The following is a 26,100-nucleotide window of genomic DNA, read 5'->3' as shown; positions in this document are numbered from 1 at the left end:
ACAACTCTAAATAATTTACAATAATGGAGGGGAATTATTTTAAATATTCGGTAGAAAGGGCACTATTGTCTTTAATTACAGTCCTCTTGTATACCATTAATTCAAGTGCTGTAACTACTTACCAGCATACCAATTCCATATTAAATAATTATATAGACCCTTCCCTATTAGATAGCGATCTGTTAAAAAATGCCCTGCCAAAAGATGAATTAGGCTTTTACTTATTCTCTCATGGCCGTCCAGGAGAACTTTTTATAAACCATAAGTGGCTAGATGCACCAGCAATTGAAAACTGGTTGCAAAAGAACGATCTGCTAAAAGACAAAGAATACCTTTATATATACGGTTGCCATTTTGCTCAAGGCGAAAAAGGAAAAAATGCAGTCACCTATCTAGAAACTCAGCTCGGTATTCCTATTGCAGCCTCTACCAATCTTACCGGTGCAGCTGGTGATTGGATTTTAGAAGTTGGAAACCAGTCAACTTCACCATTAGTTATTTCTAGTTACCTATACAACTTACAAGGACCTGTAGCTTCCGATAATTTTTCATCAAATAACTTTTCTGGTGGTACCGGTTGGGCAACTGCTTCTTGGACTACTACTGGGACCCCTTCAGTTATTGGGGGTAGAGCGTTTTCTAACGGTGGGGCAGACAGATCCTTTGCTCGAAGAATAGACTTAAGCGGCTATTCTTCTGTTATCTGGACAGCAGACTGGAATTGTGATGATTCAAGTAGTGGTTTTGAATCAGGAGATCAAACGTTTTTTCAAGTTTCTTACGATAATGGAGGATCTTATACAACTTTACAAACCTTAACCGCTCCTTGTGGCACGAATGAGAATAACACAGGTTCCGTTTCACTCAATATAATTGGCGGTAACACAAATACATGGATCAGAATACTCACTAGTAATGACTCTGGAAGTGAAGATATGTTTTTTGACAATATAGTTCTAACAGATCCTTGTACTAATGGAGCAATAGCAGGAACCGTAACCGCAAACGACCCAGATGGAGACGGTATTAATAGCAGCTGCGACATAGACGACGATAATGATGGGATCTTAGATTGTGAAGAAAAGAATTTGACAGGCAATGTTTCAGAATACTTTAATATTACAGGAAACGCCTCAGAAACTTCAGTCAACGAGTTTCAACTTACACCCAATCTAAACAATCAAAGCGGGCAGGCTTGGTCTTTTGGTAGAATAAATTTTAATGAAAGCTTTACTTTAAGCTTTGAAGCCAATTTTGGAACCAATAACGACGGAGCTGATGGTATAGCCGTTACCTTTCACAATGACCCTTTAGGGAATAATGTGGTTGGAAATACCGGTGTAGCTATTGGTTCTGGAGGTATTCAAAATGGTATTGCTATTGAATTCGATACATTTAACAATTCTCCTACTCATCCAGACATCGCAGCAGATCATGCAACCTTCTGGGATACAGATCAGGCTGCTCCAAATACAATATTAAGACCAAATGTAGCCTTAGGTGCTTCAGGTAATATAGAAGATGGACAATGGCATACCATAGATATTTCATGGAATGCCAGTACTCAGTCACTTTCTTACTTGTTTGACAATGTATATAGCGATTCTTATACTGCTGATTTGATAACCAATTTCTTTGCAGGGGAATCAAATGTGTATTTTGGTTTTACAGCATCTACTGGTGGTAGTATTAATAACCATAGTATTCGTATAGCCAACGCCTGCAGCTTGCCCATATCAGAAGACTCGGATAACGATGGCGTCAGAAACAGTTTAGACCTAGACTCCGACAATGATGGTATTCCAGATAACATAGAAGCCCAAACCACAGCAGGATACATTTCGCCTACAGGTCTTGATAATGATAATGATGGGCTAGATAATGCCTATGATGCCACACCAAACGGAAACCCAGACGGCACAGGTTCTACTGGTTTAACTCCTGTAAATACAGACGGTACTGATGATTTAGACTACATCGACACTGATTCTGACAATGATGGAATTAATGATATAGATGAAAGTTTTACAATCAGACCTATCCCTGCAAATGGAGTAGGCGCTAATGGCCTTTCTAACGATTCGGAATCCGTAGACGACTATACCGATGTAAATGGAAACGCTTATACTAGTGGCTTATTCACTTTATTAGATGGTGATAACGATGTAAATCCAGGCGGTGGTAATGCTATCGCACTCACTATTGATTACGATTACCGTGATGCTTCAAATGATGAATGTGACTCTGCTATTTCAAACAACCTAGACACCGATGGAGATGGTGTCTCCGATATTTGTGATTTAGACGACGATAATGATGGTATACTAGATACTAATGAAAATCAAGTGGTAGTGCTTTCCACATCTTCAAGCTTTAGTACTGCTACTGTAGCATGGCAATCCTCTGGTGTTTCTATTACCGCTGGTTCTACTATCGAGTTTTTAGCCCCTACCTCATCCATAGGCTCTGCAGTTGTAAACGGTGGACCACATAACGGTTCATCCCTTTTAAAGTATATTTTTGACAATAATGACAGATGGGTTGATTTAGATGGAAATTGGTATAGCTCTACCGATAACTATACAAGTGCACCCTCCAATTCAGTTAACCTTGCTTTTGCAAATTTGGTAGCTGCCGACTATACCAATCGTTTGCGATTTTTAGCCATGGTGGATACCAATGGGAATGGGCAATACAACCCCGGAGTGGATGAATTGTTAGGAGAAGTTTTTGCCGTTAGCAATGTTATTGCAGTTACCCCAACAGTATCAGGAGAAATATACGTGGTTTTTGCCGACAATAATTATAATGATAATGACGGAGATTTAACTTTTCAAATAGAACAAACGGTCGGAGATACAGACTTAGACGGTATTGTCGACTCCTTAGATCTTGACTCTGATAATGATGGCTGCTTCGATGTGGTAGAATCAGGAGGAGTAGACGCTAATAATGACGGTGTTTTAGACGGTACAGGTTTTGACACTGACGGTCTGGTAACAGGTGGAACAGGTGGCTATAATGGCATTAGCGGTAACGAATACACCGCTACCCAACTCAACATAACAGTTGCAGCAGCAAACCAAACCGTAAATAATGGAGCTACAGCAACCTTTAGCGTTACCGCTCTTGGAGACGAGACGACCACATTTGTAGGTACAGCACCTGCCACAACACCTAGTTATACCACACCAGGTAATGCAAATGCTGGAATCAGATATCAGTGGTATCTAGACGACCCAGATGCGGGAGGTACTCCTATAGCTCTAGAAACGAATGCCAGTTTAAATATTACAGCAACCGAAGCCTTAGATGGGCAACAATACTTCCTAGTCATTACACACGTGGATTATGTTTGTGCACGTGAGGTACAATCGGCAACACTTAGCGTACTACTGCCAAACTTGGCATTAGTCAGAACAGCGACTTTTAATGATACTAATGGCAACGGTTGTACAAATGTATTAGAGACGCTTACTTATACTTTTCAAGTGAACAACCTAGGGAACTCCAGTTTAACAGCTGTAAGTCTTACAGATGTAGAAGTGCCTGTTATTAATTTTGTCAATGGCGATACAGATGGCAATGGCGAGTTAGATACAACGGAAACTTGGGTGTATACTGGTACTTATAGCATTACTCAAACAGATATAGATGCTGGCTTTATAACCAATCAAGCAACTGCAGAAGGAACAAGCGGTACTCAAACAGTAAGTGATCTCTCCGGTTCTAATAACAATAACGATCTTCCTACGCTAATCAACTTAATCGCTTGTGGCGTTGGAGGAAATAGCTTCTTCGGAGAGCGCAGCGGAAACCAAAACACAAAAGGAATTTACAATAATTTCTATGGAAATGCGGCAGGATTATCTAATGTCACAGGGAATCACAACCTATTCATTGGTGAGAACAGTGGCTTTGCTTTAAATCAAGGTAACTACAATGTCTTTATTGGTAAAAGCGCTGGTGTGGTGAATACGTCATCTAACTACAATACCTTTTTAGGGAGTTACACAGGCGCTACAAACACAGGTCAGGGCAATATTTTTATTGGTCATTATGCAGATGGTTTGGTCTCTAACGCCAATGACCTTTTTGTACTTCAAAATGACAACCTAGATACGTCCCTTATATATGGAGATTTTCAAGCCAATACCCTTCAGATAAATGGACGATTGATCATTCAAAATAAATTAAACTTATCACCTAAAGCTCAAATTCCATCAGCGCCTAATACTGGAGATATGTATTACGATTCCAGAGATAATAAATTAAAAGTATGGACGGGTTCTGTTTGGGAATCACTTAATTAATACTACTAGATTATGAACTTAAATATATGTACTTACCAGCCAAAGCAGTTTCAAATCCAATGCATGCTATTGCTGTTGTTCTTATTAGGCTCTAGCAGCCTAATAGCACAAGTAGGTTTGAACACAGCAACTCCTAGCGAGTCTTCTTCACTAGACGTCGTATCTGGAAATACCGGGATACTCATACCTAGATTAGCGCTTACAGGAACCAATGACGCCCTTACCATTGCAAATGGAAACATTGAAAGCTTGTTGGTGTACAACACCGCGACAGTAAGCGATGTAACTGCAGGTTTTTATTATTGGGACAGTACCCAATGGGTTCGTTTGGTAACTAGTGGTACAGAAGCTAGAGACTGGAGTTTAAATGGTAATGCCGGTACGGTAAACGGTGTGAATTTTATAGGAACCACAGACACACAGGATCTGGATATCAAAACCAACAACACTTTGTTTTTCAGATTTACTCAAAGGGGACAGATCGATTTTTTAAATACAGGGGAATCCGTATTTATAGGAGAAAATGCTGGAGAAGCAAACGATAATACCATTACGACGAGATCCACCTTTATAGGAACTAATAGCGGTGTCTCCAATATCTCTGGTGAAGACAACAGTTTTTTTGGAGCTAATAGCGGGCAAAGCAATACCACAGGAGAAAAAAATAGCTTCTTCGGTTCTCAAAGTGGTGTAGCTAATGTAGATGGATCAAAAAATAGCTTTTTTGGAGAACGTACAGGGATCCAAAATACTTCAGGTTCTGATAATAGCTTTTTTGGTCAGACATCAGGTAGTTCCAACACCACAGGACTCAGCAATACTTTTTTAGGCAGCGCCAGTGGTCTTAATTCTAGTGTAGGAGATGAAAATGTGTTTGTAGGATCTACAGCAGGGCGCAATAATGCTGCTGGAAACTCCAATACCTACATAGGAGCTACTAGTGGCGCTTTGAATACTGGAAACAACAATGTCTTTATAGGTTTTGGTGCAGGTAACGGAGAAACTACCGCTAGCAATACCCTTATTATTCAAAACAACCCTAATGATGATCCTTTAATATATGGGAAATTTGATACTGACGAAGTGGAAATAAGAGGAGGTTTGAAAATAAGCGATATCATCAATTTAACCCCTAGAGCTACAGCACCAATTACTCCGTCAGCAGGAGATATATATTACGACAGTGGCACTAATAAAGTGAGACTGTGGAACGGTAGTGTGTGGGAAAATTTAAATTAAAGGTAACGTCAGAAAAAAACCTTTGTCATCGTTTAAAAACCTAAACTGATTAGAATACCCATAATCCAAAAAAAGAGACAACACCACCCCTCCCTAGTTATAAAAAATCACGTAATAAATTAAAGAGATGGTAAGGGTCTTGAAAGGAGTGATGATCAACAAAAAATAATATTTGTTACAAGAGCCAAAATGACTCTTTTATTTGAGACAACCAAACCTTATGACTCATTTGGGGAAGTATTTACTAGGATATACTATGAACAGACAAGGGATAAACTTAAAACTTCATCTAACACAAAAAATAGTTAGAAGACATTTTTTTATGTACTGCCCTATCTAATGATATCTGTATTTGTAATATGGGATAGAACCCTTTACTATTCTTGGTTCTGGTTTTGAGTTCCCCATTTATCCAATGCATTTAATATGCTTTTCAAAGTTTTACCTCGTTCTGTAAGTTGGTATTCTCCTTTAGGTGGAACTACTGGAAAGACTTCCCTGCTTATCAAGACATCTTTTTCCAATTCTCTAACCGTCTGGGTAAACATTTTATTAGAAATTCCTGGAACTTTTTTCTGTAGCATTCCAGAAGGTAAAGGAGCCTCCAAAAGGTGAAATAAAACTAAAGGCTTCCACTTGGTACCTATTAACTTCATGGTTTAATTTAAATGGCAGTACTTATTTTGATTCATTTTTATTCTATAATAATTTGATATTGTGTATTTTACTCTTTTAAGTACGTATATTACTTAAAAGTAAGTTATTGCACATAAGGCAAATATATACTTATTTTGCACTTCTAAAAACTCCATATGTCTTCTAATAAAAATTATCCAAAATCATTTTCTCATATAGGAATCACAGTACCTGATATTCACAAAGCCGTAAAGTTCTATTCTGAAATACTGGGGTGGTACGTGATCATGCAACCTTCTAAAGTGAAAAAAGAAACAGACACAGCCATAGGTCAAATGTGTATTGATGTCTTTGGTAACGATTGGGAAGAGTTTGAAATCGCACATCTCTCTACCTCTGATGGAATAGGAATAGAATTATTTTCCTTCCCTTTTGGTATTAAAAAAGCTCCTGATTTCAATCCTTTTAATACCGGACTCTTTCACTTTTGTATTCAAGATCCAGATATAGAAACATTAGTAACTAAAATTGTAGCTGCAGGTGGCAAGCAGCGAATGCCTATACGAGCCTACTATCCCGATAACAAGCCTTACAAAATGTGCTATGTAGAAGACCCTTTCGGGATTGTATTTGAAATTTACACACACAGTTATGAATTGACCTATTCTTCTGGTGCGTACCTCTAATAAAACGGTGTAAAATACCCCATATGGGGTATTTGCATTTAAATATAACATGCTTAGCTTTACCTGATAACAAACTTATTTAATTATGAAAAAATGGATTTTTACTGCATTGCTTCTGTGCGCAGGTATAGGCAGTGCGTTTGCTCAAGCAAAGGACTTTGATGGACTTTGGGAAGGAACTTTAAATAAAGCCGACGGTGGGACAGTCTTTGTAAGACTATTTGTAGAAGAAAATAACGTCTACATGACTAGAACAGATGACGATGGAGATCTTATAAAAGATTTTTCCAAAGAAGTCATGATGAGCAAAGGTTATGGTGGACAGCTCAACGCATTCTGGATGGATACTGGTGGTGTATGGACAGAGACTCAATTCTACTCCCTTTCTTGGACATCAGAAGACGAACTTTCTATATATCATACCAGACACGTGTCTAATGAAGATGGAAATGGATATTCGGACTGGGGCTACTCAGCAACTGGCACATTAAAAAAATAAAGCGGCTATTCCACTAGATAAATGCATTTTTAATTTATTGAAGCGATCGTTCACATGAAAGAAAACATGGGGTTTCTTTAACCTAATGTCGGTTACAGATTCTCAGATAACACAGATTTTGCTGACCTACTTGTCATTTATCTTGTATTGGATCATGACGAGCATTAATTTATAAAATAAACCCTAAAATACTCCAAGCCATAAAAGCAAATTTTAATACCAATGACCTTTGCTTTTTTGGTTTGGATTTTAATGTTTTGGAGCCTTTTGCGCAATATGAAAAGTCCTGCAACAGCATAACATATAGTTTAGGGGCTAAATGAACACCACTTGGATCCGTTACCTGACCAACTGGATAAGAGCACACGTATTATTAAAACAGATCTTCATTTTAATTTTGATAAAGAAGATATAGGCCTTCTGCCACTATCACCCTCTACAGGATTAATGCCCCACTCTAAGATCATATGGCACCCATTTTATGGCCTTTAAATATGTGTTTTGAAGTGATTCATCAGAGCATTCCTACAGACGACTGCCATTTTTGCGGTCGCTTCAGATGGGTTGTTACCGCCCTGAAAGCAAAAATTTGCTCCTTAGAATTGGAGATAAGCGAATTTAATAAATGTAAGAGCTCGACATTAGACTGGTTTGGTTGATTAAAAAAAAATGGGTCATCTGTTATATTTGAGTTTTTACCGGTGTAATCGTTAAGCCTTTCTTAATATAACAGCATTAAAGGGCTTTAAACTTTGATAAGTATTTACAAACCATACCTTTGTAGCCGATACAAAAAATAACAATTTTATGAGTCAAGTTAAAGCAAATGACACTGTAAAGGTGCATTACACAGGAAAATTAAAAGCAAACGGACAAGTATTTGATACTTCTGCCGAAAAAGAGCCCTTAGAAGCTCAATTAGGTCAGGGAGCGTTGATACCAGGTTTTGAAAAAGGCCTTGTTGATATGAAAGTAAACGAGAAGAAAACTATTGAAATCCCTAAAGAAGAAGCTTATGGAGAAATCATGGAAGAGCTTTTCCATAAAGTTGAAAGAACTCAATTACCACAAGAAATTAAACCGGAGGTAGGAATGGGACTTGTTTCAAAAAACCCTGATGGCACAGAACGTCAGTTACGTGTTGCGCAAGTAGAAGAAGATCATATTATAGTAGATGCAAACCATCCACTTGCAGGTCAAGACCTGGTATTTGAACTAGAAGTAGTGGAGATCCACTAATCCTCACTTCTATTATACAGTAAAGCCCATTGAGATTTTCTCAATGGGCTTTTTTTTAGACTTATTTGAAACACTTATCTCTTATGAAAGTTAAAACATCGAATAGCGTACCCTAAAATAAATAGAAAAGCTAAAGCTTGGATCGAATAACACCTATACTTCCCTGAAGCCATGGTCGTACAGCTCGAACACAATCCTTACTAACTGTAGCATACTTACTTCAAACATCCTGTACTACTAGAGGTCAACAGTGTTTGCTCAAATCTGAGCAATTTCCACCTGAGAGTCCATAAAAACCAATCACTTATCAGATAAGTTCTAGTTTTTGAATTAGAAGTTATATAAACTACCTATCCCATCCCAACGCCATAGTAAAGACTATCCAATAAAGTTCAATGGGCTTTGCTTTAGGTGCACATCCAAAGAAAGAAATAACTCCATTGGACGTCCGTATTTTTTCTGAGGATATCAAAACATGAATAAAAAGCATAAAAAAATGGCTCCTTTTACAAGGAGCCATTTATGACTATAATAAAGTCAATAGTTACTATGCTTCTGATTTCTTAGTAGATGCAACGGCTAGACCGAAGATCACAAGACCGAAACCTATTTTGTTAATAGCATCACCGATGTTGTAAACAACATCCATAGCCTCTTGAGCTACTTTTGGATCTTCTACTAATTGTAAACCAAATAGACCGCCCTCAGTACCTAAAATGTAACCAAGTGGGTAAATAGCCCATCCTACCAGTACAAACCAGCATAACACGTTGTGTGCTTTCAATACGGCACCGCCAGCTGCAACAGCAAGTTTCTTAGCCTCACCAAACCATATGATGTAAACTATAATAAAGTAAGCAATTCCTGAAGCAAGACCCCAAATCCACTGAGCAGTAGGGTTTCCTATCGCAACAACTTCACCGAAATATCCAGTTACAAGCATTACTACAGACAAGAAAATCAACTTCCACATAAGTCCGAGCTTTGCACCAGCAACTTTAAGGATTAAGTAAAACTCAACACACATAAGCGGCACTGTTAGTGTCCAGTCTACATATCTGAAGAATGTAGGAGACTCGCTGAAAGCAGCATAATAATCTCTCATGTAAAAGTAATGTACTGCTGCAATAAAGGTAATTAAACCTGAAACTAATACAGAAGTTCGCCACTTGCTGTCAAATTGACTCAAGGACAAAAAGAAAAAAGCACTTGCTGCCATCATGGCCATGCTTCCAATGAAAAACGTAAAGCCTACGTAGTCATTTGTGGCCATTTTGGCCACCTCAAGATTTAAAAGTAAATTAATCATATTTATTGGTTTTTATATTCCCGTAAAGATACACAATCAGAATTAATATTGTTTAACTTTACAATGTTAAAATTGAACAAAATAAATGTCTAAGAAATTTCACTTGTACGATATCATTATGGTACTAAGCTTTTTTGCCTTATGGGTATCCATACAAATACCTGATTATATGGAATTTGCGCTCAGTTATTTTTTAATTTTAACCATAGGAGTAGGACATGGAGCAAATGATCTGAAAATTTATTTTAACTCTAAAAGATTGAGTTTAAAAAAAATAATCCTCTTTATATCGTTGTATACACTGATAGTTCTTGCTGGATTTGCCTTATTTTTCTTTGTGCCAGAAATAGTTTTAACCCTATTCCTTTTGATAAGTGGTTACCATTTTGGACAGGAACATTTTGAAAAATACGATTTAGCTACATCTTGGTTATCTCGTATATTTCTATTTTCTTATGGCTTTAGTATTATACTTACCTTATTATTAATACACCATAAAGAGAGCGTACTCATCATAAATGACCTCATAAATGTACAAATTTCCTACACAACACTATTGTATCCTTTGATCGCCTCAGTAGCACTATTGGCGTTAACTTCTATAAAAGTGCTATCGCCCTTATCGTTGAAAACCATAGGACGAGAAATCTTTTATTTAGTCCTTATATATGCCATATTTCAAACCGCTAGTTTATTATGGGGATTTGCTATTTATTTTATCCTATGGCACAGCATTCCATCTATCCATAGTCAAATTGTATTTTTAGAAGGAACCGTCTCTAATTTTTCTATTAAAAAATACATGTTAAATTCTTTACTCTATTGGATAGCCGCTCTGGTATTTCTAAGCGTACTCTATTATTTCTTGAAGGATTACACTACACTTTTTCTCTCTACTATTATTGCTTTTTTAGGCGGTATCACTTTTCCTCATGTAGTAGTCATGAATCATTTACACAAAAAGTAAAATGTAAAATTTTTAATAGATTATTGTAATTCCGCTTTCGCGAAAGCGGAACAAAACAATAAGCTGATGCCCCACTCCTGCAAAACAAAAACGGTATTCAACAACTAGATCACAAACCAAATGAAAACCTTGAAGATAAACCTCTGAAATACTATCTTTGCAGTCTTCAAAAAATGAGTCAAAAATATGTTTGATAATTTAACTGACAAACTCGATAAAGCCATGCACGTCCTTAAGGGACACGGAAGCATTACCGAGGTAAACGTTGCAGATACTCTTAAAGAAATACGTCGCGCTCTCGTAGATGCCGATGTGAACTATAAAATCGCTAAGGATTTTACGGCTCGTGCAAAAGAGAAAGCATTAGGTCAAGGGGTACTTACCACACTGAAACCTGGCCAACTTCTTACCAAAATAGTAAAAGATGAGCTCACAGCCCTTATGGGAGGAGATGCCGCTGGGATTAATCTAAGTGGTAATCCTACCGTAATTCTTATGTCTGGTCTTCAAGGATCTGGTAAGACTACTTTTTCTGGTAAACTAGCTAATTACCTAAAAACTAAAAAGAGTAAAAAAACACTCCTAGTAGCTTGTGATATTTATCGCCCTGCGGCAATAGATCAATTGCATGTAGTAGGAGAAAGTGTAGGAGTTGAAGTGTTTTCTAATCGCGAAGAGAAGAATCCCGTAAAGATTTCTCAAGCGGCAATTGCCTATGCAAAAGAAAACGGTTTTAATGCTGTGATCATAGATACAGCAGGTCGTCTTGCGGTAGACGAGCTAATGATGAAGGAAATTGCAGATGTTCACGCAGCAATTCAACCTCAGGAAACCTTATTTGTGGTGGATTCCATGACCGGTCAAGATGCTGTAAATACGGCAAAGGCTTTTAATGATATTTTGAACTTTGACGGTGTTGTTCTTACAAAACTAGATGGTGATACCCGTGGTGGTGCTGCGTTATCGATCAAATCTGTAGTAGATAAGCCTATTAAATTTATAGGTACTGGAGAAAAAATGGAGGCGATCGACATTTTCTATCCAGAACGTATGGCTGACCGTATTCTAGGAATGGGAGATGTAGTCTCTCTGGTAGAACGCGCGCAAGAACAATTTGATGAAGAAGAGGCTAGAAAGCTGAGTAAGAAGATTGCAAAGAACCAATTCGGTTTTGACGATTTTCTTTCTCAGATCCAGCAAATCAAGAAAATGGGTAACATGAAAGATCTTATGGGTATGATTCCTGGTGCAGGAAAAATGCTCAAAGATGTGGACATTGATGATGATGCCTTTAAAGGTATTGAGGCAATTATACACTCCATGACTATAGAAGAACGAACAAAACCTATGGTAATTAACGGCTCTCGTAAAAAGCGTATTGCAAAAGGCAGCGGTACTTCAGTAACTGAAGTTAACCAATTACTGAAACAATTTAACCAAATGAGCAAAATGATGAAGATGATGCAAGGTGGTAAAGGGAAAGCGATGATGAGTGCTCTAGGTAACATGAATTAGTAAGTGAACGACTTGGAATATAGTTCAAAGAACAAATCCTGAGTTAACGCTTGGGTTTTGTTTTTAGATCTCATTTTAACGTCTCGCAAACCTTATCGTTAACAACTAGATAATAAATGTAGGTAGTTAAACTTCCTAGTTAACAAGTTATTTATGAATTTTACACAGGCACTAATATTTATATACAACTATGATTATTCTCGACGGAAAAAAAACCAGTAATGACATTAAGGACGAGATCACCGAGACCGTTCAAGGAATGAAAAATAACGGTGAGAAAGTACCTCACCTAGCTGCGGTAATTGTAGGAAATGATGGCGCCAGCCTTACTTATGTAGGTTCTAAAGTGCGTGCTTGTGAACGTGTAGGATTTGAAAGTACCATGGTACGCCTACCTAACACTACTAGCGAGACAGAACTTCTTCAAGAAATTAAAAAACTAAATGACAATCCTGAAATCGATGGATTTATTGTTCAGTTGCCACTGCCTAAACAAATTGACACCCAAAAGGTCCTAATGGCGGTAGATCCAGATAAAGATGTGGATGGCTTCCACCCTACTAACTTCGGTAGAATGGCCCTAGACATGAGTACATTTATTCCTGCTACTCCTTTTGGAATACTCGAATTACTAGATCGTTATGGTGTAGAAACCCAAGGGAAACATACGGTTGTTATTGGAAGATCACACATTGTTGGAAGACCTATGAGTATATTAATGGGAAGGAAAGGATTCCCTGGTAATTCTACCGTAACACTTACTCACAGTCATACCAAGAATATAACTCAAATCACCTCTCAAGCAGACATTATTATCACCGCTCTTGGCGTTCCAGGATTCCTAAAGGCAGAAATGGTGAAAGATGATGTAGTTATTATAGATGTAGGAATTACTCGTGTACCTGATGAATCTCGAGAACGCGGCTACTATATCACTGGTGATGTAGATTTTGAAAATGTTTCTAAAAAGGCAAGTTACATTACTCCTGTTCCAGGGGGTGTTGGACCCATGACCATTGCAATGCTGCTTAAGAATACCCTATTAGCTAGAGAACGTCATAGAGCGGCTGCTAAATAGTCCCATAGACAGGTATTGTTAGGAAGCTATTTTCGAGCTATCAGTGCCAGTACGATAGGCAGGAATAAAATAGTACAAAAGCACGAAACTATTTGTACTGAAAGGCATCTTAAACAAAACCAAGGCTATGAAAAAATGGAGCTTTTTATTTTAAACTATTGTTTTAACATATTCCTGTTCTAAGGATGAAGATTCCATTCGTATAGATTCTGAGCTTATTGGCGATTGGGAAGCTAAGATGACACTAGATGATGTGGAGATAAAATCTTTCTATAATTTCAAATCAGATGGGACTTATAGCTGCTCCTTCAGTGGAGAAAACATAATAACAAATCAATTTTTAGGTTTTAAGGGGTACGAAGAAGGAACTTATAGTGCTGAAAACGCAGTTATAAAAATTAAATTGACTAAATTTTTAATCGCTCCTAATGGAGAATACGTAGCATTGGATCAACTAGAGGAATCACAAAGCGGTAATGGGTCTTTTTCCTATGAGATAAACAAGGAGATACTATTAGAGCTTACTCCTATTTGCGGTCCTTATGAAGACTGCACTGGAGCACTTGTTTATCATAAAATCATTCTGTAATTTTAATTTTTATAGTTCAAGGAGCACTTTTCTTAGTGTAGAAGCTAACAGATTGGCAAATAGATAGTACCTTAGATTTTTACAAATCAACACACTTCTTTTTCCTATTTCAATAATTAACTGGCGCTCTAAAGAATTGCTCCACTCCAATACGAGTTCATAAAATAAAATGGGTATCCCTTATGGAAGAATTTCTCCAACAACTTCCTCAACTAGCACAACAGAAGAAAAAAGAAAACACAGACTTCTTTAAAAAATTGCGCAAGAAAAAACCAAAAGGACTAGACGGTGCCGTTCAAGAAATCCACAATGAAGTTTTTGAAGAAGTAGACTGTCTTACTTGTGCCAATTGTTGCAAGACTACAGGACCTCTATTTACCAATATTGATATCGATAGGATTGCTAAGCATTTTAGAATGAAGCCCAGTGACTTTATTGACCAATTTTTAAAAGTTGATGAAGATCAGGACTATGTATTACAGCAAACTCCATGTCATTTTCTAGGAGCAGATAATTATTGTTCTATCTATGAAGTAAGACCCAAAGCCTGTCGCGAATACCCACATACAGACCGAAGGAAAATTTATCAAATAGGAACACTTACCGTAAAAAATACGTCCATTTGTCCAGCTGCCTACAAGATAGTAGAACGCATGAAAGCTCGATTAACTACATAATTAGACTGACTTACTACATAGTTTTTGTTATAATTTCTTAAATTCTGAGCCAACTTTTGTTAAACTCTTTTTGAGTCAGCCCTTCCTCCATTACCTTTGTAATAATGAAACTGAAAATACTTTTTGGATTTTTATTATTAACAGTGCTCTCCTGTGATCAACGTCCTATTGCAAAAGTAGTCCCTATAGATCAGGAAGGATTAAAACAAGTTCTTGTTGCAGATAATGAAAAGATTAAAGTGATCAATTTTTGGGCAACTTGGTGTGCTCCTTGTATTGATGAATTGCCCTATTTTGAAAAAATAGGTGCTTCCTATAAAAATCAATTAGATGTTATTTTAATCTCTTTAGACGAAGCAAAAAGTATAACAACTGCTGTCCAACCCTTTTTAGAAAACCATCAAATAAGGTCTAAGGTATTACTCCTAGATGATCCTTATGCGGCAGAGTGGATCCCCCTAGTTGACCATCACTGGGATGGTGCTATACCGGTGACTTTAATTATCTCTAAAAACAAAAAACAATTTTACAACAAAGCATTGACCTATGATGAATTGGAAGATGCCATAAATAAATTTCTATGAAAACCTTGAAAATATTAGTGATCCTTTTAATCGGCGGACTTGCAATTTCATTTTTTCTTGGAATGCTAGATCATAGAGAGCATAAAAAGCTATTTGCAGAAAGGCCAGTGCCTAATAAAGAGAAAATTAATAAAAAAATAGAGCGAGAAATTAGCACTACAAAAGGCTACGATATAGGTGATGCAGCAACAGATTTTTCTTTAAAAAACACAGATGGCAGTACTACATCTCTTAAAGACTTTGAAGATGCAAAAGGGTTTATAATTATATTTACTTGCAATCATTGCCCTTATAGTGTGGCGTATGAAGACCGAATTATAGCCTTAGACCAGAAATATAAAAATGTAGGATACCCTGTTATAGCCATCAATCCTAATAATCCAAAAGAATACCCTGCCGACAGTTTTAAGGCTATGAAAGAACGAGCAAAAGAAAAAGGCTTTACTTTCCCCTATTTGTTCGATGCTGGGCAGCAAATTTACCCGCAGTATGGTGCGACTAAAACTCCTCATGTGTTCTTACTCCAAAAAGAAGGCAAAGACCCTATCGTAAAATACATAGGTGCCATTGATGATAATTATCAAGATGCAAACGCTGTAAAAAATGCCTATCTTGAAAACGCTTTACAAGCCTTGCTTAGCGGTGAACGTATCAAGGTTACTACATCTACGGCTATAGGATGCCGTATCAAATAAGCCTATACAGGAGTCCTTGAATTGAAAAGAGAATAGTAAAAGATTCTTTTATATCGATGCACTCCGATTGTTCCTGGTACAAGTTACCATCACTATTTTCTATACAAGCTAGTGATCTACTCATGAGCTTTTCTTATTTCTGAGATTTTTAAATTGTACTTTTGCATAAAATTTACTCTATGATCCTAGAACAATATTATACTAAATGTCTTGCTCAAGGAACCTACTACATTGCCTCAAACGGAGAAGCTGCTATCATTGACCCTCTTCGTGAGGTACAACCATACATAGACCGCGCTTTAGAAGATGGCGTGACCATTACCTATATTTTTCTCACCCATTTCCACGCAGATTTTGTTTCTGGGCATGTGGATCTAGCAGATAAAACTGGGGCTACTATTGTTATAGGTCCAAATGCTGTTACTAGTTACGCTTTCGCGAAAGCGGAACACCTACAAGTATTTAAAATAGGAAAAATTTCTTTACAATTATTACACACTCCTGGACATACCATGGAATCTTCTTGTTACCTTTTAAAAGACGAAGAAGGAAAAGAACAAGCTATATTTACTGGCGACACTCTTTTTATAGGAGACGTAGGAAGACCAGATCTGGCCGTGAAATCTGACTTAAGCAAAGAAGATCTTGCCGCTCATTTGTATGATTCTTTAAGAAATGAAATCATGCCTTTACCAGATCACATTACCATATATCCAGCTCACGGAGCAGGAAGCGCTTGTGGTAAAAATATGAGTAAAGAAACCAGCGACTCCTTAGGCAATCAGAAAAAAACCAATTACGCCTTGTCTACTTCCATAAGTAAAGAAGATTTTATAAAAGAAGTTACTACTGGTATAGCAGCGCCTCCAGCTTACTTTCCTAAAAATGTATGGATGAATAAAGGCGTTAACTCTAGCATAGACGAAGTTATTGCAAGAGGAATAACTCCTATAAAATTGGCCGCTTTTAAAGCACTCGCTGAAGATCCTGAATATTTAGTGTTAGATGCAAGATCACCACAAGAATACACGGCAGGTGCCATTCCGGAGTCTTGGTTTATAGGTTTGGATGGACAGTTTGCCCCTTGGGTAGGTGCTCTAATTGAAAATATAGATCAAAAAATAATTCTAGTTGTCCCAGAAGGGCGAGAAAAAGAAGCGGTAACCAGACTGGCTCGTGTAGGTTATGATAATGCCCAAGGATACTTATCAGGTGGTTTTGACACTTGGAAAAACAATGGGCTAGAAGTTTCCACTATTAAAAATTGTACTGCACAAGGTTTTATAGACGGGTTAGAAGATGGGTCTGTAAAAAACCCTATAGATACCCGCAAGCCAGGCGAATATGAAACTGGACACCTAAGTAGTGTGCCGCTGCATACTTTAAATGCGGTTCATAAAGAAGTAAAAAAATTAAATGCTGATACCACTTATCACATTCATTGTGCCGGTGGTTATAGATCTGTTATATTTTCTAGTATTGCAAAGGCTAACGGTATTAAAAATGTAATAAATGTAGAAGGTGGTTATGGAGCCATTAAGAATACGAATTTAAAAAATCAAAAAATAGTTGCTACAAGCAATTGTTCCTTATAAAAATATTATGATAACAGATCTCAACAACCTAGAATGGAAAGAGCAGACAGCTCAAGATACTAATGGATTCATTATCGATGTCCGCACCGATGAAGAAGTAAGTGAAGGGATTATTCCAGGCGCTTTACATTACGATATATTTAAACCTCAAGAATTCATGAACGCTATGAATAACATGGATGCTGACCAGAGTTATTATGTTTACTGCCGTGCTGGTAGTAGAAGTATGCAAGCTTGCCAGATCATGGAGCAATTGGGTTTAAAAAACACTTTTAACCTTACTGGCGGTTACAGCAATTGGGATGGAGATACAGCAATCCCGGAATAATGAAAAGCCTATTTAAAATACTACTCATATCCTTTCTTGTACTCCCGATACAGAGCTGTTTTAATGACCAACCAGGTGTCATCAAACAGGTGACTGTAGAAGAAGCAGCTAACTTGATGGAGTTGGATAAAGTGAAGGTAATTGATGTGCGCAGCAAACTACACTTTACTGACAAACACATTAAAGACGCTATTAATATTGAGGTAGAAAATGATGATCTCAATAGCTACCTCGATCAATTAAATAAAAACGAACCGCTTCTTATCTATTGTAATAAAGGTGGCCAGAGTTTGCGTTGTGCTCAGATTCTTCAAGATAGAGGCTTTACTCTTATTTATGATATGCAAGGTGGTATTTCCAAATGGGAAGAAAGCGGCAGACAAGTAATCGTCAGAAATTAATTAAAATAGCATTTTATGCAACTTGATAGTATACCTAAACTTAAACATTTAGATGCAAATAACTTCTTTCTACTCGCTGGACCATGTGCCATCGAAGGAGAAGATATGGCATTAAGAATAGCCGAAAAAGTGCTCAAAATCACTGATCATTTAAAAATACCTTATGTTTTTAAAGGAAGTTTTAAAAAAGCAAACCGCAGTCGTATTGATAGTTTTACAGGTATAGGAGACCTGAATGCATTAAAAATATTACGTAAAGTTTCTGAAACATTTGATATTCCTACGGTTACAGATATTCACGAGGTAAGCGATGCCGCAATGGCGGCAGAGTATGTGGATGTGTTGCAAATCCCTGCATTTCTCGTAAGACAAACTGATCTAGTTGTCGCAGCCGCAGAAACCGGCAAAGTAGTGAACCTTAAAAAAGGCCAGTTCATGTCTCCCGAAGCAATGAAACATGCAGTACAAAAAGTAAAAGATACAGGAAGCGATAAAGCATGGATCACAGATCGTGGAACGATGTTCGGCTATCAAGATATGATTGTGGATTTCAGAGGCATTCCTACCATGAGAGCCTTTGCTCCTACCGTTCTCGATGTCACACATAGTTTACAACAACCTAACCAGAGCAGTGGCGTTACTGGTGGAAGGCCTGACATGATAGAAACAATCGCTCGCGCTGGCATTGTCAACCACGTAGATGGTTTATTTATAGAAACACATTTTGACCCAGCAAATGCAAAAAGCGACGGAGCTAACATGCTGGATCTTCAACATTTAGAAGGACTTCTTACCAGGCTGGTTGCTATTAGAAAAACAATCAATTCGTTTTAAGACTTCAAAGCTCTTCAAATTCAACGCTGCTATTTTTAAAATAGCAGCGTTTTTTTTGGGGTCACGCCACTAGAACTTTATAAATAAAGTGCTACAAAGTTCTTTTAGAATACTATTCCAATAAAAGGCAATCAGGTAATCTTTAATTGCTTTTTAAACTCAAAATTAAAGAGAAGCTGTATTGATAGATGTTATCTAAGTATGTTTTACTCCTACTGAAACACCTCCTAAAGCAGCTACAACAGTGCTATATCATAACTTTTTGTTTATCATAAAATGATTTTAAAGACTTTAAAATAAAACAAAACGCGTTGATACTGTAACAAATAAGAAAATCTCAAGTCTACTTAGTAAGTAACTAACAATTAAAACTTTAAGACATGAAAAAAATAATAGTAGCAACGGCTCTCCTATTTGTAGGATTATGTACCGCACAAAGTATTCAGGAAGTAGAGGATTTCTCCAAAATCAAAATTGATACAGAGGCTCAAGTTGAAATAGTGCATTCTAGTAAAAGTCAACTTGTTTTTAATAAGAATTCTAAAGATCTAAAAAGCTTGAACATCACATCTGATCATAATTCTTTGGTCATTACACAAAATTCAAAAAACAGTATTCCTGGACTTAAAATTCGCATTTACACCAACGATATAGAAGCACTTTCTATCACTGGTAACAGCAAAGTAACTTTAACAAATTTTACGTATCAAGATAGGATGGTCATCCTTGCCAAAAAAGGTGCCGTTGTAAATACTGGTGACACAGAAATTAAAGAACTTCAAATACTGCGTTCTAATGACAGTAAAGTAATTAGTACCAATGCAAAAACAACTAATGAAACGGTTGACGGAGTGCTGGTAGCTACAGATTAAAACATCTATTTATAGATTTAAAATGGCTTTGTGATCCCTCATAAAGCCATTTTTAATGCCTGTTTATTGGACCAGCAATTTATTGAAATCCACTAGCGAGCCTTTGAATACATTAGCGTCTACTAATGTTTCAATACCGTCTACAGGCATGCGATCCGTATACTGCCAAAAGTTCCATGAAATGCGCGGAGAGGCCACTCCATTATAGTTGGCTATCCATACTCTAGGATAATCATTAAAATAAGCGTCGGCTTTCAAAACATCTCTATAAAAAGCTTCACCGCTATATATAATAGGCTTTACCCCATAATGAGTTTCGATAATATCAATCCAATTTTTAAGTCCTTTCCTCAACGACTTTTTATTTTGGATATTGGAGATATCTTCAATATCGAGCACTGGTGGAAGATCTCCTTTTGCTAAAGAGACTGTTTCCATAAAATGATGTGCTTGCTTCGTACTGTTGACATCACTCCAGTAATAATGGTAGGCTCCCCGAGAGAATCCATGATCTAAAGCCGCTTCCCAATTTTCTTCAAAACGTTTATCCTTATTCGTTCCTACGGTTGCTCTTATAAAAGTAAAATTCAACCTTTGATTGGTATCAGGATGTTTCACCTGTTGCCAATCAATGACTCCTTGATGATGACTAATATCTATTCCGTGAATTTGGAATTTCTTAATTCGCTTATGTAAATACGTATTCGTAGGTTGACGGGAATTGCTATAATAAGAATAACGCTCGGTCATTATTATAGTCACTGCGACTAGAAGGGTCACCGCTAGAAGGATCACTGCCGTCCACTTTTTAGGCTTTATTTCTTTTTTATGCATTAACGTATTTGATCATTGCCTTCTTCTGATTTTACAAATCGAAAAGAAAAAATTCGATGGTGATTTTCTTAAGCGATTAGAACTCCGTACCCGTTCCTTTATGGATCACTTTCTCAGGATATAAATGTACAAATGTCTCTCAGCATTTTAAAAATAAATCGGCCATTTATCATTGATATATTAAATACGTATACTATTTCGATGGGGTTCTAAGAAGTCTTTGCTCCAGGAGCATCGATAGACCGCTTTTTAATGGAAGCTGCTTCGTCTGTTGATATATGGAACAACACAGCTTAAAGTTGAGTTAGCGTTATAGAATTATTAGAAATTAGGCTATCTCATGTTATACCACTCGCCATCTGCTTTTATTTTCTAGAGAAAATAAAAAACCCAATACAACAAAGAACTGAGGTAAAAAACAACCTTTTTCTTCATTAATTTTGAGACACTATTATCCTAGACTCAGAGATTCAATTGATTGATTCTTTGAGTTTTTTATTGTAAATTTTTCTAATTATCTAGGCAAGACAGAAACGTAAGTTTCGTCATAAGGTCTTCCAGATTTTGCGATAGCGAAACACTGTTTAATTAGCTTATTTGCAACAGCAATTAGCGCTAGTTTTTTGCTTTTACCTTTGTTCACTATTCGCTCATAAAGTTCTCGACACGCTTTGTTGTACTTACAGGCATTAAAAGAACATAAAAACAATAGATTACGAAGCTTTCTATTACCAACCTTACTTATCCGTGCCCTGCCTCTAACACTGCTGCCAGAGACTCTTGTCGTTGGTGTAATGCCTACATAGCTGCATAACTGCGAGGCTGTTTCAAACTTAGAAAAACCATCTGTAACGATGATTAAAAATAAAGCAGTCTTCTGGCCTATTCCTGGTACAGAAGTTAGCAAGGTGAGCTGTTCTTGCTGCTCCTCTTTTACTAGGGAGAGAATCTTTGCTTCAATTTTTTTAATCTCGGTATCATAATACTTCTTAGTTCTTCTCAAAGATTGATATGTGAACTTTGACGGTATCCCTAAAACCTCTTCTCCGTGCATTTTATTCTTTGTAGCAGTGCGGTGTTTTATATAATTATCTAGGGTTCTAAATAATTGCAAACATTCACTCTGAACATCTGTTAAGGCATTATACAAAGGAACCTCGTTAATTATTCCATACTCACAGATCATCTTTGCATCGCTTTTATCTGTCTTAACTTTTGCTAATTTCATTTGTATAAAACGCTTTACAGACAAAGGATTAACAACAGAGACTACCACTTCATTTTTGTAAAGAAACTGAGCAAGTCGATAATGATAATAGCCCGTAGCTTCCATAACTACTAAGGATTCCTTAGGTAAGTCTTTAAGAAATTTCTTAAAGCCAGTCGCATCGTTTTTATACTGATTGTGCCCCGAACTACTGCCGTGCACATCAAAAACATCTTTACTGATGTCAACTCCATAAGTTTCTTTATATTTATTCATAAGAATTGATTTATGAAAGAACCAGCTACTGGTATTACATCGACTTGAAAACGAGATCTAAAGTCTCACAGAACTGATCGTAATTAAAGTAGTAAAAGAGAGAGGATTATCAATGTTGTCGAAGTCTGAAGCTTCACCGTATATAGTAACCTTAATTCTCTCCTTTGTTCTTTCTGATTAATAACTAAAACTAGGTGTTTTAATATAAATCAAACTTAAGACATATATAAATGTCCTATATTGTAATCACAATACGTCAATTATGAAAAATTTACTCTGCATTTTTCTTGCCTTTTCTGGAATTCTTGCCACAGGTCAAGGAACACAGCTTTTAAGACAACCCACTATCCATAAGGGTCAAGTTGTTTTTTCTTATGCAAATGATCTTTGGAAAGCCAGTACCTCTGGAGGTAGTGCCATACGGCTTACAAGCGATATAGGCTACGAGATGACACCTCAATTTTCTCCAGATGGAAGCTTGATCGCTTTTACCGCAGAGTACGATGGAAATATGGATGTTTATGTCATTCCATCTTCTGGCGGTGAACCTAAGCGAATTACGTTTCATCCGGGTGGAGATTTTGTCCAAGGATGGACTCCTGATAACAAAATCATTTTCAGATCTGATCGGGAATCAAAACCTACACAATCCAGTCATTTATTTACCATAGGTCTTGACGCGCATTTTCCTGTAAAAATAGATATAGGTAGGGCTGCTTTTGGGAATATATCAAATGATGGGAAATACCTGGCTTATACTCCTATCACCTCATGGGATTCCGAGTGGCGCAACTACCGCGGTGGGCAGGCGCTTCCGATTTGGATCGTAGATTTGAAAACTAAAGAATTACAAACCACCCCTCAATTAGATCAAGAACGTCACCTGACCCCGGTATGGCACAAGGAGCTGATTTATTACATTTCTGAGCGCGATTACACGAGCAATATCTGGTCTTACAACCCCAAGTCCAAAGAAGAAAAACAAGTTACTTTTCACAAAAGGTTTGACGTGAAAAACTTAGATACAGACCAGAATCAGATCGTATATGAACAAGCTGGTTATTTACATCTTTTGGATCCGAATTCAGGAAAGACAACTCCACTTGCCATTGATGTAAATGCCGATTACAACTATGCTAGAGAGCGATGGGAAGAAGTAAAAGCGTCCGATTTAAGCCATCCTAATATTTCGCCTAATGGAAAACGTGTTCTTTTTGAACACAGAGGAGAAATTTTTACGGTACCTAAAGAAAACGGTACCTGGCGTAATATCTCCAACTCTACAGCAGCCGCTGACCGCAGCCCCATCTGGTCGCCTAAAGGAGATCAAATAGCATGGTTCTCTGATCAAAGTGGGGAATACCAATTAATGGTTACCGATCAATATGGCGCTAATAAAAAAACAATCGCCATAGCAAACCCTACGTTTTACTTTAAACCAGACTGGTCACCAGACGGAAAGTATCTTACGTTTACAGATACTAACTTTAATGCCTATGTACTCGATATTGCTACTGGAACATCTGACATAGTAGCTACAGATAATTTTGCACATCCTAACAGAACTTTAAACCCGGTATGGTCACCAGACAGTAAATGGATCGCTTATAGCAAACAATTAAAAAGTCACTTCAAAGCCATTTTTGCCTACCACATAGACACCAAAGAAACCATTCAAATCACAGACCCACTGGCAGATTCTATCGACCCTGTATGGGATGAGTCTGGAGACTATCTATACACATTGACAAGCACCGATTACGGTCTTTCTTCTGGATGGTTAGACATGAGTTCTATGGATAAAACATTGAACAGATCGCTATATGCCGTAGTACTGTCTAAAAATGGTAAAGCACCTCACCTACCAGAAACAGATGAAGAAAAATTAGAGAAAGAAACGGACGAGAAAAAGGATAAAAAGAAAGCTGCTCAAAAAGAAGAAGATACGGTTGTAACTGTTAGGATCGATAAAGAAGGGATCTACCAACGCGTCATTCCAATGGACCTCCCTGCTAGAAATTATGTCAGCATGACTAAAGGTCCCGCTGGATTTGTTTTTATTGCAGAAAGTATTCCTAATGAAAGCGGATTCAAAGTTTATAAATACGATGTAAAAGAACAAAAAGCAAAAGAATTTGCCACTGCTGTTAACGGCATGATTTCCTCCTATAACGGTGACCATATTCTAATTTATAAATCTGGCAGCTGGAGTTTGAACGATACCAAAGCAGACGCCGCAGGAAAAGAAACCCTTAAAACTTCCATGCAAGTAAAGGTAAATCCGCAGGAAGAGTATGCCCAAATCTTTAAAGAAGGATGGCGTTATATGAGAGACTTTCTTTATGTAGATAATACTCATGGAGCTCCATGGGATCAAGTTTATGAATGGTATGCACCGTGGATCAAAGACGTGCGTCATCGTGTAGATCTCAATTATGTTGTAGACATTATGAGCGGTGAAATCGCCATAGGACATTCCTATGTTTCTGGTGGAGATCTACCAGATGCAAATGATGTTCCTGTAGGCTTATTAGGAGCAGATCTGGAACTGCATAAAGGAATGTATAGAATTAAGAAAATATATACAGGCGAGACCTGGAATCCTAATGTAACTGGTCCACTTTCTATGCCTGGACTTGATGTTCAAGAAGGAGATTATATACATGCTATTAATGGTGCCGCTTTAAGCGAAAACGTAAATCCGTTCCAACTTCTAGAACAAACAGCAAATCGCAGCATAAGTCTTCAAGTGAGTCCTAATGGTAAAGAAAAGGATGCCAAAACGGTGATCATAAAACCTACAAGAAGTGAACGAGGCTTAAGAACGGTAGAATGGATAGAAGCTAACAGACGTAAAGTGGATGAATTATCAAACGGTCAACTGGCTTATGTCTATGTACCCAACACAGGTGAAGGTGGGTTTACTTCCTTTAACAGGTATTATTTTTCTCAACAAGATAAGAAAGGAGTGATTATAGATGAGCGCAATAATGGTGGTGGCTCTGCAGCAGACTACATGATCGATATTATGAATCGCGAGCCCATGGGATATTTTAATAGCAAGGCAAATGACAACCAACCTTGGACCACTCCTATGGCAGGAATATTTGGCCCTAAAGTGATGCTTATTAATGAAAGAGCTGGATCTGGTGGTGATTTACTTCCTTATATGTTCAAGCAACAAAATATAGGACCCATCGTAGGAACTAGAACTTGGGGCGGACTTGTAGGAACTTGGGATACACCGGCATTTGTAGATGGCGGAAGAATGGTGGCACCCCGAGGTGGTTTCTTTGATCTAGACGGAAACTGGGCGGTAGAAGGAGAAGGTGTAGCACCTGATATTGAAGTAGTTCAAGATCCTAAAAATGTCTCTTCAGGAATAGATCCACAATTAGAAAAAGCAGTTCAAGAAGCCTTAAGACTATTACCTACACAAGAATTTAAAGAAAAGCCTGAACCTGCGCCGCCAGTGCGTTGGAAAAAAGCAACCGGTTGGGATAAGCAGTAAGGTTTATAATAAATCAATAATAAAATCGGCTTGTGCTTAATTGCGTCAGCCGATTTTTTTGTTTCCGATTTTTATGGTCATGCGGCTTCCTTTTGATTTCTCTAGTAACTTTTACGATTCATTTTTTAGTATGTGGTTCTGATAGCTATAGATTCCGCTTTCGCGAAAGCGATATCATACTCTTGCCTTCCATTATTGACCTGTTTACAATTAATT

General features: G+C 37.4%; 23 protein-coding genes. 19 read left to right on the top strand and 4 right to left on the bottom strand.

Annotated elements, in window-relative coordinates; genetic code table 11:
• Positions 1-65: 65 nt before the first annotated feature.
• Together F0365_RS09315 and F0365_RS09310 are read left to right on the top strand one after the other, a co-directional pair.
• A complete protein-coding gene (locus tag F0365_RS09315; protein WP_169933442.1) occupies positions 66-4,313 on the top strand; it encodes a lectin-like domain-containing protein in 4,248 nt (1,415 codons plus the stop codon).
• A gap of 12 nt (positions 4,314-4,325) precedes the next feature.
• A complete protein-coding gene (locus F0365_RS09310; protein ID WP_169933441.1) occupies positions 4,326-5,552 on the top strand; it encodes a hypothetical protein in 1,227 nt (408 codons plus the stop codon).
• Between the two features lie 377 nt (positions 5,553-5,929).
• Here the strand turns inward: F0365_RS09310 and F0365_RS09305 are convergent, their stop codons facing one another.
• Positions 5,930-6,208 carry a winged helix-turn-helix transcriptional regulator gene (locus F0365_RS09305; protein ID WP_206071271.1) on the bottom strand — a complete coding sequence of 93 codons (279 nt, stop codon included), beginning with the start codon at positions 6,206-6,208 and terminating at the stop codon, positions 5,930-5,932.
• A 156-nt stretch (positions 6,209-6,364) separates the two neighbouring features.
• Between F0365_RS09305 and F0365_RS09300 the strand changes: the two genes are divergently transcribed.
• The 4 genes from F0365_RS09300 (at position 6,365) to F0365_RS09290 (ending at position 8,612) form a co-directional block, all read left to right on the top strand.
• Complete coding sequence (locus tag F0365_RS09300; protein ID WP_169933440.1) at positions 6,365-6,874, top strand: VOC family protein; 510 nt, start codon at positions 6,365-6,367, stop codon at positions 6,872-6,874.
• Between the two features lie 85 nt (positions 6,875-6,959).
• Positions 6,960-7,373 (top strand): hypothetical protein, encoded by a 414-nt coding sequence (locus F0365_RS09295; RefSeq protein WP_169933439.1) that lies wholly within the window; start codon positions 6,960-6,962, stop codon positions 7,371-7,373.
• Positions 7,374-7,703: 330 nt separating this feature from the next.
• Positions 7,704-7,865, top strand: coding sequence for a hypothetical protein (locus F0365_RS16460; protein WP_206071270.1), 162 nt, complete (start codon positions 7,704-7,706; stop codon positions 7,863-7,865).
• Between the two features lie 315 nt (positions 7,866-8,180).
• Positions 8,181-8,612 carry a peptidylprolyl isomerase gene (locus F0365_RS09290; protein ID WP_169933438.1) on the top strand — a complete coding sequence of 144 codons (432 nt, stop codon included), beginning with the start codon at positions 8,181-8,183 and terminating at the stop codon, positions 8,610-8,612.
• Between the two features lie 547 nt (positions 8,613-9,159).
• Here F0365_RS09290 and F0365_RS09285 read toward each other — a convergent pair.
• Positions 9,160-9,921 carry a bacteriorhodopsin-like gene (locus F0365_RS09285; protein ID WP_169933437.1) on the bottom strand — a complete coding sequence of 254 codons (762 nt, stop codon included), beginning with the start codon at positions 9,919-9,921 and terminating at the stop codon, positions 9,160-9,162.
• Positions 9,922-10,006: 85 nt separating this feature from the next.
• Between F0365_RS09285 and F0365_RS09280 the strand changes: the two genes are divergently transcribed.
• The 12 genes from F0365_RS09280 (at position 10,007) to F0365_RS09225 (ending at position 20,056) form a co-directional block, all read left to right on the top strand.
• Positions 10,007-10,888: a Brp/Blh family beta-carotene 15,15'-dioxygenase gene (locus F0365_RS09280; protein WP_169933436.1), complete on the top strand. Its 882-nt coding sequence runs from the start codon at positions 10,007-10,009 to the stop codon at positions 10,886-10,888.
• A gap of 186 nt (positions 10,889-11,074) precedes the next feature.
• Entirely contained in the window at positions 11,075-12,403 is a 1,329-nt protein-coding gene (gene ffh / locus F0365_RS09275) for a signal recognition particle protein (protein ID WP_169933435.1), read from the top strand.
• Between the two features lie 190 nt (positions 12,404-12,593).
• A complete protein-coding gene (locus F0365_RS09270; RefSeq protein WP_169933434.1) occupies positions 12,594-13,481 on the top strand; it encodes a bifunctional 5,10-methylenetetrahydrofolate dehydrogenase/5,10-methenyltetrahydrofolate cyclohydrolase in 888 nt (295 codons plus the stop codon).
• A 238-nt stretch (positions 13,482-13,719) separates the two neighbouring features.
• Positions 13,720-14,070, top strand: coding sequence for a hypothetical protein (locus F0365_RS09265; protein WP_169933433.1), 351 nt, complete (start codon positions 13,720-13,722; stop codon positions 14,068-14,070).
• Positions 14,071-14,252: 182 nt separating this feature from the next.
• Positions 14,253-14,747 carry a YkgJ family cysteine cluster protein gene (locus F0365_RS09260; protein WP_169933432.1) on the top strand — a complete coding sequence of 165 codons (495 nt, stop codon included), beginning with the start codon at positions 14,253-14,255 and terminating at the stop codon, positions 14,745-14,747.
• Between the two features lie 104 nt (positions 14,748-14,851).
• The gene (locus F0365_RS09255; protein WP_240961586.1) at positions 14,852-15,331 is read left to right on the top strand and encodes a TlpA family protein disulfide reductase; all 480 of its coding nucleotides are present in this window, start codon (positions 14,852-14,854) and stop codon (positions 15,329-15,331) included.
• Entirely contained in the window at positions 15,328-16,026 is a 699-nt protein-coding gene (locus F0365_RS09250; protein ID WP_169933431.1) for a thioredoxin family protein, read from the top strand. The genes F0365_RS09255 and F0365_RS09250 overlap by 4 nt, the downstream gene beginning before the upstream one ends.
• Before the next feature lie 179 nt (positions 16,027-16,205).
• A complete protein-coding gene (locus F0365_RS09245) occupies positions 16,206-17,621 on the top strand; it encodes an MBL fold metallo-hydrolase (protein ID WP_169933430.1) in 1,416 nt (471 codons plus the stop codon).
• A gap of 7 nt (positions 17,622-17,628) precedes the next feature.
• Entirely contained in the window at positions 17,629-17,949 is a 321-nt protein-coding gene (locus F0365_RS09240; protein WP_169933429.1) for a rhodanese-like domain-containing protein, read from the top strand.
• Positions 17,949-18,350: a rhodanese-like domain-containing protein gene (locus F0365_RS09235; RefSeq protein WP_169933428.1), complete on the top strand. Its 402-nt coding sequence runs from the start codon at positions 17,949-17,951 to the stop codon at positions 18,348-18,350. The genes F0365_RS09240 and F0365_RS09235 overlap by 1 nt, the downstream gene beginning before the upstream one ends.
• A gap of 15 nt (positions 18,351-18,365) precedes the next feature.
• Positions 18,366-19,184, top strand: coding sequence for a 3-deoxy-8-phosphooctulonate synthase (gene kdsA / locus F0365_RS09230; protein ID WP_169933427.1), 819 nt, complete (start codon positions 18,366-18,368; stop codon positions 19,182-19,184).
• 380 nt (positions 19,185-19,564) lie between these two features.
• The gene (locus tag F0365_RS09225; RefSeq protein WP_169933426.1) at positions 19,565-20,056 is read left to right on the top strand and encodes a GIN domain-containing protein; all 492 of its coding nucleotides are present in this window, start codon (positions 19,565-19,567) and stop codon (positions 20,054-20,056) included.
• Positions 20,057-20,119: 63 nt separating this feature from the next.
• On the opposite strand, the gene F0365_RS09220 is transcribed toward F0365_RS09225, so the two are convergent.
• Positions 20,120-20,890, bottom strand: coding sequence for a glycoside hydrolase family 25 protein (locus tag F0365_RS09220; RefSeq protein WP_206071269.1), 771 nt, complete (start codon positions 20,888-20,890; stop codon positions 20,120-20,122).
• Between the two features lie 514 nt (positions 20,891-21,404).
• Entirely contained in the window at positions 21,405-22,373 is a 969-nt protein-coding gene (locus F0365_RS09215; RefSeq protein WP_169932342.1) for an IS110 family transposase, read from the bottom strand.
• A 262-nt stretch (positions 22,374-22,635) separates the two neighbouring features.
• Here F0365_RS09215 and F0365_RS09210 point away from each other — a divergent pair, with 262 nt between their 5' ends.
• Complete coding sequence (locus F0365_RS09210; RefSeq protein ID WP_169933425.1) at positions 22,636-25,884, top strand: S41 family peptidase; 3,249 nt, start codon at positions 22,636-22,638, stop codon at positions 25,882-25,884.
• Positions 25,885-26,100 lie beyond the last annotated feature (216 nt).

Origin of the sequence: Nonlabens sp. Ci31, from assembly GCF_012974865.1 — a bacterium.
In the GTDB taxonomy this organism is placed as follows: Bacteria; Bacteroidota; Bacteroidia; order Flavobacteriales; family Flavobacteriaceae; genus Nonlabens.
Note: the sequence above shows the minus strand (reverse complement) of the source record. Positions and strands in the feature narration are given on the sequence as shown.

Bases quoted from the DNA above. Each gene is read 5' to 3' on its own strand.
- F0365_RS09310 (WP_169933441.1), top strand. From the start codon at position 4,326: ATGAACTTAAATATATGTACTTACCAGCCAAAGCAGTTTCAAATCCAA.
- F0365_RS09305 (WP_206071271.1), bottom strand. From the start codon at position 6,208: ATGAAGTTAATAGGTACCAAGTGGAAGCCTTTAGTTTTATTTCACCTT.
- F0365_RS09300 (WP_169933440.1), top strand. From the start codon at position 6,365: ATGTCTTCTAATAAAAATTATCCAAAATCATTTTCTCATATAGGAATC.
- F0365_RS09295 (WP_169933439.1), top strand. From the start codon at position 6,960: ATGAAAAAATGGATTTTTACTGCATTGCTTCTGTGCGCAGGTATAGGC.
- F0365_RS09290 (WP_169933438.1), top strand. From the start codon at position 8,181: ATGAGTCAAGTTAAAGCAAATGACACTGTAAAGGTGCATTACACAGGA.
- F0365_RS09285 (WP_169933437.1), bottom strand. From the start codon at position 9,921: ATGATTAATTTACTTTTAAATCTTGAGGTGGCCAAAATGGCCACAAAT.
- F0365_RS09280 (WP_169933436.1), top strand. From the start codon at position 10,007: ATGTCTAAGAAATTTCACTTGTACGATATCATTATGGTACTAAGCTTT.
- ffh (WP_169933435.1), top strand. From the start codon at position 11,075: ATGTTTGATAATTTAACTGACAAACTCGATAAAGCCATGCACGTCCTT.
- F0365_RS09270 (WP_169933434.1), top strand. From the start codon at position 12,594: ATGATTATTCTCGACGGAAAAAAAACCAGTAATGACATTAAGGACGAG.
- F0365_RS09265 (WP_169933433.1), top strand. From the start codon at position 13,720: ATGACACTAGATGATGTGGAGATAAAATCTTTCTATAATTTCAAATCA.
- F0365_RS09260 (WP_169933432.1), top strand. From the start codon at position 14,253: ATGGAAGAATTTCTCCAACAACTTCCTCAACTAGCACAACAGAAGAAA.
- F0365_RS09255 (WP_240961586.1), top strand. From the start codon at position 14,852: ATGAAACTGAAAATACTTTTTGGATTTTTATTATTAACAGTGCTCTCC.
- F0365_RS09250 (WP_169933431.1), top strand. From the start codon at position 15,328: ATGAAAACCTTGAAAATATTAGTGATCCTTTTAATCGGCGGACTTGCA.
- F0365_RS09245 (WP_169933430.1), top strand. From the start codon at position 16,206: ATGATCCTAGAACAATATTATACTAAATGTCTTGCTCAAGGAACCTAC.
- F0365_RS09240 (WP_169933429.1), top strand. From the start codon at position 17,629: ATGATAACAGATCTCAACAACCTAGAATGGAAAGAGCAGACAGCTCAA.
- F0365_RS09235 (WP_169933428.1), top strand. From the start codon at position 17,949: ATGAAAAGCCTATTTAAAATACTACTCATATCCTTTCTTGTACTCCCG.
- kdsA (WP_169933427.1), top strand. From the start codon at position 18,366: ATGCAACTTGATAGTATACCTAAACTTAAACATTTAGATGCAAATAAC.
- F0365_RS09225 (WP_169933426.1), top strand. From the start codon at position 19,565: ATGAAAAAAATAATAGTAGCAACGGCTCTCCTATTTGTAGGATTATGT.
- F0365_RS09220 (WP_206071269.1), bottom strand. From the start codon at position 20,890: ATGCATAAAAAAGAAATAAAGCCTAAAAAGTGGACGGCAGTGATCCTT.
- F0365_RS09215 (WP_169932342.1), bottom strand. From the start codon at position 22,373: ATGAATAAATATAAAGAAACTTATGGAGTTGACATCAGTAAAGATGTT.
- F0365_RS09210 (WP_169933425.1), top strand. From the start codon at position 22,636: ATGAAAAATTTACTCTGCATTTTTCTTGCCTTTTCTGGAATTCTTGCC.